Origin of the sequence: Sediminimonas sp., from assembly GCF_024637375.1 — a bacterium.
GTDB lineage: Bacteria > Pseudomonadota > Alphaproteobacteria > Rhodobacterales > Rhodobacteraceae > Sediminimonas.
The window spans coordinates 50,718-58,394 of the sequence record NZ_JAGXFK010000001.1; the positions used below are offsets into that span (position 1 = coordinate 50,718).

Below are 7,677 nucleotides of genomic sequence, written 5' to 3' on the forward strand. Positions count from 1 at the left end.
GAATTGGCCGCAAGGCCAAGAGGGGCAGCGCCCCTGCCCCGGCATCATGTGTGGCGCAGCCACGCCGATTCGAGGCACCCCGTTGCCGGGCTCAGCCCTCGATGCGCGTGAGGTCGGCCACGGCCAGGCAGGTGGCGCGGATCTGGCCCAGCAGGTTGAGCCGGTTGCGCCGCACCACGTTGTTGTCGGCGTTGACCTGCACCGCCTCGAAGAAGGCGTCGATGGGCGCGCGCAGGGCGGCCATGGCGGCCATGGCGGCGGCGAAATCCTCCGAGCCCATCGCGGGTTGAATGGCCGTGTCGGCCTGTTTCAGCGCCGCGAACAGCGCGCGTTCCTCGTCGGATTCGGCGAATTTCGGGTCGGCGCCGAAGGAGTATTCCACGCCGTCGTTTTCCTCGGCCTGGGTGAGGATGTTGTTGGCGCGCTTGAAGCCCTGAACGAGGTTCTCGCCATCGTCGGTTTTGAGAAAATCGCTCAGCGCGCGGGCGCGTTTGACCAGCAGCGTCAGGTCGTCGCTGCCCTCCATGGCAAGGCAGGCGTCTATGACGTCGTGGCGGATGCCCTCGTCACGCAGGTGGACTTTGAGGCGGTCGTGGAAGAACGCGAGCAGGTCAAATGTCTTGTCCGTTGTTGTCTCAGATAGCTCTTGCCTTTCTTCAGGCGGCAGTTTCGACGGGAGGTTTCTGTCAAGAATATCTGCTTCTATCTTTTCGCCAACTTCGCCGAAACCAACAGTATCAAGCCGCTCTGCCAAATTTCCAATTCGTTCACGCAAAACTTGGCCTTTGTATCCAATCAAGTGGCCAACGACCTGCATCCCCAAGATGCGCGCGAATGACCATTCCAAAGGCTCCCCAAACCGCAATCCATTCCCCAACACCAACCGGATCACCCCAAGCGCCGCCCGCCTCAGCGCGTAGGGGTCTTTCGAGCCGGTGGGTTTCTCGTCGATGGCCCAGAAGCCGGTCAGCGTGTCGATCTTGTCGGCGAGCGCCACGGCGACCGAAACCGGTGCCGAGGGCACGGCATCGCCCGGCCCGAGCGGCTTGTAGTGTTCTTCGCACGCTTCGGGCACGCCGTCGTCATGCCCCGCCGCTTGCGCGTAGTAGCGGCCCATCACGCCCTGCAGTTCGGGGAATTCGCCCACCATTTCCGATTGCAGGTCGGCCTTGGCCACGCGCGCGGCCTCGGCGGCCAGGTCGGGCTTGGCCCCCACCAGCGGCGCGATTTCTCGCGCCAGTGCCTCGATCCGCGCGACGCGGTCGGCCTGTGACCCCAGCTTGCGGTGGAAGGTGACGTCGGCCAACCCTTCCGCCATGCCCTCCAGCCCACGTTCGCGCACAATGCGCAAATCGTTTTCCCAGAAAAACTTGGCGTCCGACAGCCGCGCCGACAGCACCTTCTGGTTGCCCGCCAGGATCGTCGCGCCATCATCGGGCGCCTCGATATTGGCGACGGTGATGAACCGCTCGATCCGGCCCGTGGCGGGGTTGCGCACCGAGAAGAACTTCTGGTGCTCCTTCATCGAGGTTTGCAGCACCTCCGCCGGCAGGTCGAGGAAATCGCTGCCGATCTCGCCCATCAGCACCACCGGCCATTCGACCAGCCCGGCCACCTCGGCCAGCAGGCCGGGGTCGTCGACCAGTTCCAGCCCGCTGGCGAAGGCGCGGTTTTCCGCCTCCTGCCGGATATGGGCGGCGCGTTCATCGGCGTCGAGCATCACCTTCCCGGCACGCAGCCGCGCGGCGTAGTCGCCGAAGCTGCTGACCGTGATCCGCCCCGGCGACATGAAGCGGTGCCCGCGCGTGGTGTTGGCGGCGGTGATGCCGTCGATTTCCAGCGGCACGGTGCGCGATTCACCCGTGTCGTCGGTGAGGATGCACACGATGCCATGCAGCGGGCGCACCCATTTCAGGCTGCCCGCGCCCCAGCGCATGGATTTCGGCCAGGGGAAATTACGGATCACGGTTTCGAGCACCTCGGCGACGATGTCCGCGGCCGGGCGGCCGGGGTGCTCGATCACCGCCAGGTAGACGCGCCCCTTCTTGTCGTCGCGTTCCTGCAACTGGTCGCGGGTGACGCCGGCGCCGCGCAAAAAGCCCTCGATCGCCTTGTCGGGCGCGTCCACGCGCGGGCCGCGGCGTTCCTCGCGGCGGGTGGGGCTCTGGTCGGGCAGGTCGTGCACCGACAGCGCCAGCCGCCGCGGGGTGTGGTGCGCCACCGCGCCGGAATAGGTCAGCCCCGCCTCGACAAGGCCGTCGGTCATCCGCTGGCGCAGGTCCTGCGCGGCGCGTGCCTGCATGCGGGCGGGGATTTCCTCGGAAAACAGTTCGATAAGCAGATCGGCCATGTCAGTACCCTTCGGGCGGAGTGGGGCAATCGGCGGGGACGGCGTTGCCGTCGAACACCTGCTCACCGCAACGGTTGAGCTGGTGCCAGGCAAAGCCGCGCCCGTCGGGCAGGACCGCAACGACGCGGTCGACGCCGTATTCGATGTCCTTTTCGCCGATAAAGGCGCGCGCGGTACCGGCCTCGAGCGCGGCGCCGATCTCGCCGGCGTCGAAACAGCCGAACCAGCCCGGCGCGTTGAGCGGCACCGCCCGGCCCGGGTAGGGCGCGTATTTCTCGGCCAGTGCATCAAGGCTCAGCCCGGTGGTAAAGCAGGCGCGGTAGCGGATCGGCGAGCTGTCGGCGTCGATGGCGCGGAAATCGTCGTGCGTGACCGGCTCGGGCGTGCCCGAGGCCCGCGCGACCATTTGCACGTCGCCCGGCCCGGCGGGCGCGACACGCTCGTAGAACGCGTAGACCTGCAGGTAATATAGCGCCGCGCCCCCCAAGGTGGCAGTGACGAGGATGATGACCGCGAGGATCTTTCCGGTGGTCACGCCTGCCACCCCCCGGCGTCGGTCTGCAGATAGGCGTCGGCGCATTGCTTCGCCAGCGTGCGCACACGGCCGATATAGGCCTGCCGTTCGGTGGGCGAGATCACGCCGCGCGCATCCAGCAGGTTGAAGATGTGGCTGGCCTTGATGCACTGGTCGTAGGCGGGGTGCGCCATGACGATGCGCTTGCCGGTTTTGGGGTCGTCGTCGGGCTGGGCGAGGATCGCGGCGCATTCGGCCTCGGCCTCTTCGAAGTGGCGCAGCAAGACCTCGGTGTTGGCGACGTCGAAGTTGAAGCGCGAGTACTCCTCCTCGGTCTGGCGGAACACGTCGCCATAGCTCAGCGGCTGGGGCGCGTCGGGGTCGTTGTAGGGCATGTCCATGACGTGATCGATCCCGAGCACGTACATCGCCAGCCGTTCCAGCCCGTAGGTCAGCTCGCCCGAGACCGGGTGGCAGTCGTGGCCGCCGACCTGCTGGAAATAGGTGAACTGCGACACCTCCATGCCGTCGCACCAGACCTCCCAGCCCAGGCCCCAGGCGCCCAGGGTGGGCGATTCCCAGTCGTCCTCGACGAAACGGATATCGTGCAGCCCCGCGTCGATGCCGATCGCCTTGAGCGAGCCGAGGTAAAGCTCTTGCAGGTCCGGCGGCGAGGGTTTGATCAGCACCTGGTACTGGTAATAATGCTGCAGGCGGTTGGGGTTCTCGCCGTAACGCCCGTCGGTCGGCCGACGCGAGGGCTGCGCATAGGCCGCCGCCCACGGGTTGGGGCCCAACGAGCGCAGCGTGGTGGCGGGGTGGAAGGTGCCGGCGCCGACTTCCATGTCGTAGGGCTGCATGACCGCGCAGCCCTGCCCGGCCCAGTAGGCCTGAAGCCTCAGGATCACCTCCTGGAAACTGCGCGGTTTTTCGCTCTGGCTGCTCATGGTCCCTGCCCCGTTCCTGCCCGTCCGGCCCATTGCGGCGATGCCCGGCACCGCCCCTTGATGCGCGGCACCTACCTACGGCGCGGTGCCGCCGGGGTCAATCGCGGGAAAACCGCCATAAACCTGCTGTACGACGCTTTGTATTTCGCTAAAGATCGGCCAGACTGGACCACGGAAAGCAGCAACAGGGAAGCGTGCCTAGATGATCAGAATTCTCGCCATCGCATTGATTTGGTTCCTTATCGCAACCCGCGCCGTCCTGGCGCAACAAGATGTCGTCTGGGTGCAGATCGAAGCCGCCGACACGCTCGCCGCCGCGCGCGAGCGCGCCCGCGCCTATTCGGCCGAGGTGCCCGACGTGAACGGGTTTGCGCTGACAAACGGCACCTACGGAATCTCGCTGGGCCCCTATGCCCGCCCTGATGCCGAGCGGGTGTTGCGCGCCTACCGCGCCGAGGGCGTCATCCCCGGCGACAGCTTCCTGATCGGGGCCGGGGCGTTCCGTCAGCAGTTCTGGCCGCGCGGGGCGAACCTGCGGGGCGCGGCGCCGGCCGAACCGGCGGTCGATACCGTCGCGCCCGACCCGGTGGACGACACCGCGGCGCAGGCGCCGGAGGTCACTCAGCAGGCGCGGCCGGACACCGCGCCGGCAGAGCCGCGCGAGGAAACCTTGCGCGAGGCCCGCGCCAGCGAACGGCAGCTCACCCGTGCCGAGCGTGACGCGTTGCAGATCGCCCTGAGATGGGCCGGATACTACGACCACGCCATCGACGGCGCCATCGGGCCGGGCACCCGTGCGGCCATGGCCGAGTGGCAGCGCAACAACGGCTTTGAAGCCACCGGCGTGCTGACCACGCGCCAGCGCGCGCAACTGCTGGCGCAGTACAACGCCGTTCTGGAGGGGTTGGACCTGAGGGTGGTGCGCGACGAACGCGCCGGGATCGAGATGAAACTGCCCATGGGCGTGGTCGAATTCGACCGTGCCCAATCGCCCTTCGTCCACTACACTCCGACCGGCGAGGTGCAAGCGCGCGTCCTGCTGATCAGCCAGCCGGGTGACCGCGACACGCTGTTCGGCCTTTACGACATCATGCAGACGCTCGCAATCGTGCCGCCCGAGGGCCCGCGCGAGCGCGGGCGCGACAGTTTCGAGCTGGTCGGCATCGGCAGCGATTTCATTTCGCATACCCAGGCGAGCCTGCGAAACGGGCGGATCAAGGGCTTTACCCTGGTCTGGCCCACCGGCGACGACGCACGGCGCGGGCGGCTGTTGCGCGAGATGCAGACCAGTTTCACCCCCATCGACGGCGTGTTGGACCCCGGCGCCGGCTCCGATGCGGCGCAGGACGTGGACTTGGTTTCGGGGTTGGAGATTCGCAAGCCGCGGCTGTCGCGCTCGGGCTTCTACACGGATGCGCGCGGCACGGTGGTGACCACCACGCAAGCGGTCGAGGAATGCACGCGCATCACGTACGACAGTGGCACCACGGCCGAGGTGGTACGCAGCGATACCTCGCTTGGCGTGGCCGTGTTGCGCCCCGGGACGCCGCTGGCGCCGCCGACGGTGGCAATGCTGCGGTCAACCGACCCGCGGCTGCAATCGGACGTGGCCGTGGCGGGGTATTCCTATGGCGGGGATCTCGGCGCGCCGACGGTGACCTTCGGCAAGCTGGCGGATATCAACGGGCTGAACGGCGAGACCTATCTCAGCCGGCTGGCACTCGACGCGCTGCCGGGCGATGCCGGCGGGCCGGTGGTAGATGCCGGCGGCACCGTCCTGGGCATGCTGTTGCCGCGCCCTGGGGAGGGCGCCCGCAAGCTCCCCGAGGGGGTGCAGTTCGCGGCCGACGCCGACGCCATCGCGGCGCTGCTGGAGGATGCCGGGCTGCAGGCGCGCCGCGGCGAGGCGCAGCCGCGGTTGGCGCCCGAGGCGTTGACCGACCGCGCCGCCGCAATGACCGTGCTGGTCAACTGCTGGGACGAATGACAGCCCCGCGCGCGGCGCTCTTTCGAGGCGTCGCGCGCGGTTGGGCGGATGATCAGATGTAGAACGTGTCGCGAAAGACGTGGCGCGCGATGTTGTCGCGGGTCAGGCCCATCTGATGCAGTTCGGCATCGGACTTGGCGTTGAGCGCCTCGATCTGGTCGACCCGGGAGCGCTGGTGCAGGTAGCGGCGGAAGCCCCGGCCGATACCGGCGAACAGGCTGGTGGCCGCGTTGCGCAGCACGGGCGTTTGATGGCGGATGTCGGTTGCGTGAGTCGTCATGTGGAAACCTCGCATGTCTCTTCAGTCTGGTTTCCTCCCTTGCTACCAAGATAGGTCAGCAAGCTTGACGCGACAACGCCCATCCCGGCATGCCCGCCTTGCGCCGGGCGCAAGGCCCCGCGCGCCCCATGCGCACAAAGCACAAGGACCGCCCCGCGCATAGGCGGGACGGCCCTGAAGTCGTTGGCGGTGCTGCGCGCGATCAGCGATCGGCGAGGCGGTCAAGAGTGCGCACGACGCCCATCCGCAAACCGCTGAGGAAGGCGGCGGTGTAGTCGGCAAGGGTCATGGCAGGGGCGGCGCGGGTAATGCGAAGCGTGGTCATGGGCGCACCTTTCAGGGCTGGGGGCAAGACATAATCGTCTAATCCGCACCTAGGGTGTCGCTGCCCCGATAACCACTGCTATTTTGTCAGGGCTGCCCTGCGTTTTCTGCAACGCGGAAGCGGGTGTTCCAATCCGTTCAGCCGACGTGAAACAGGGTCGTGAACAACCGCGGGTCAAGGCTTTCGGCCTCGAAGGTTGGCCCCTCGGTCAGGATGCTGACCGCATCGTGGCTGTGCAGGCTTTCCTGGTGGCTGGCGACGACGCGAAAGTCGCCCACACGCGGGTCGCGCGCGAGCGCGTCGCAAAACAACCGCGCCGCATCCTCGACGAAAATCGGGTTGGCGGCGTTCAACTCGGCGAAGGCCTGTTCGTCCTCGCGCTTGACCATCACCTGGGTCTCGGTCGGCACGGCGCTACGGGCCATGTCGATCATGTCCTCGAACCACAAACGCTCGGGCCCTTCGCTGACCACCGACAGCCGCGCAACCGAGCGTTGCGAATGCGGCGTGGCCAGTTGCCCGCGTGCCTGCCGGGCGTGTTCGCTCAGTTCCAGCGAGCACGGGCAGGTCGAGGAATAGACGTAATCAAGGTGGATGATCTTCTTGCGCTGGCCGGCGCTTTCGACCAGTTCCAGCGCGATGTCGTAGTACTGGTAGCCTTCCAGCCCCGAGCGCAGCGACTCCACCTTGACCGGGTAGGACAGGCGCATCTGGATGCGCGCGTCGAGGCTGTCCAGATCGGCCTTGTAGTCGTCGAGCGCCGCCTCGATCACCCCGAAGCTGAAGGTTTTTTCGGCATGCTTGTAGAACGAGCGCATGATGCGGGACATGTTGATGCCCTTCTTGTCAGCCTCCAGGCTGACGGTGCCGGTGACACTGGCCTCAAGCGTCAGGTCGCCGTTGTCGCGGCTGCGAAACCTGATCGGCAGGCGGAAATTGGAAATGCCCACATGCTGGATCTGCCGGCGTGCGCCGCGGATCAGGTTGGCGGGGCCATTTTGCAGGTCGGGCATGGTGGCCTTGTAGGCGGCGTCGGCCTCGAACCCGTGCGGGTAGTCGCGCGACAACGCCGGGTACCCGCCCTGCCCGGCCTCGGTGAATAGCCGCGCCAGCGCCGGGTCCAGCGCGGCGATCTCGTCATCGCTGGCGCCGGCGGCCCAGGCGCGCAACCGTGCCAGCGCCTCGGCGGCCTCCGTGCGGTCTGGGTGGTCGGCGTCGATGTCCGGCGCATGGATGTTCATCCTGTCTCTTATACACATCTCCGAGCCCACGAG

The 7,677-nt window shown here is 67.1% G+C and carries 7 protein-coding genes; 1 reads left to right on the forward strand and 6 read right to left on the reverse strand.

Going from position 1 to position 7,677, the window contains the following annotated elements; all coding sequences use genetic code 11:
* Nucleotides 1–91: 91 nt before the first annotated feature.
* From glyS to Q0L89_RS00245, 3 genes are read right to left on the reverse strand one after another with little or no spacing between them, the layout of a single operon-like run.
* Nucleotides 92–2,350, reverse strand: coding sequence for a glycine--tRNA ligase subunit beta (gene glyS / locus Q0L89_RS00235; RefSeq protein ID WP_296761542.1), 2,259 nt, complete (start codon nucleotides 2,348–2,350; stop codon nucleotides 92–94).
* 1 nt (nucleotide 2,351) lies between these two features.
* The gene (locus Q0L89_RS00240) at nucleotides 2,352–2,885 is read right to left on the reverse strand and encodes a DUF6446 family protein (protein WP_296761544.1); all 534 of its coding nucleotides are present in this window, start codon (nucleotides 2,883–2,885) and stop codon (nucleotides 2,352–2,354) included.
* Nucleotides 2,882–3,811, reverse strand: coding sequence for a glycine--tRNA ligase subunit alpha (locus Q0L89_RS00245; protein ID WP_296761545.1), 930 nt, complete (start codon nucleotides 3,809–3,811; stop codon nucleotides 2,882–2,884). The genes Q0L89_RS00240 and Q0L89_RS00245 overlap by 4 nt, the downstream gene beginning before the upstream one ends.
* Before the next feature lie 202 nt (nucleotides 3,812–4,013).
* Between Q0L89_RS00245 and Q0L89_RS00250 the strand changes: the two genes are divergently transcribed.
* The gene (locus tag Q0L89_RS00250; protein WP_296761547.1) at nucleotides 4,014–5,798 is read left to right on the forward strand and encodes a serine protease; all 1,785 of its coding nucleotides are present in this window, start codon (nucleotides 4,014–4,016) and stop codon (nucleotides 5,796–5,798) included.
* A 52-nt stretch (nucleotides 5,799–5,850) separates the two neighbouring features.
* On the opposite strand, the gene Q0L89_RS00255 is transcribed toward Q0L89_RS00250, so the two are convergent.
* The 3 genes from Q0L89_RS00255 to folE2 all read right to left on the reverse strand — a co-directional run bounded on the left by Q0L89_RS00255 (nucleotide 5,851) and on the right by folE2 (nucleotide 7,644).
* Nucleotides 5,851–6,078: a hypothetical protein gene (locus tag Q0L89_RS00255; RefSeq protein WP_296761548.1), complete on the reverse strand. Its 228-nt coding sequence runs from the start codon at nucleotides 6,076–6,078 to the stop codon at nucleotides 5,851–5,853.
* 202 nt (nucleotides 6,079–6,280) lie between these two features.
* A complete protein-coding gene (locus Q0L89_RS00260) occupies nucleotides 6,281–6,403 on the reverse strand; it encodes a hypothetical protein (RefSeq protein ID WP_296761551.1) in 123 nt (40 codons plus the stop codon).
* A gap of 137 nt (nucleotides 6,404–6,540) precedes the next feature.
* Entirely contained in the window at nucleotides 6,541–7,644 is a 1,104-nt protein-coding gene (gene folE2, locus Q0L89_RS00265; protein WP_296761555.1) for a GTP cyclohydrolase FolE2, read from the reverse strand.
* Nucleotides 7,645–7,677: the final 33 nt, after the last annotated feature.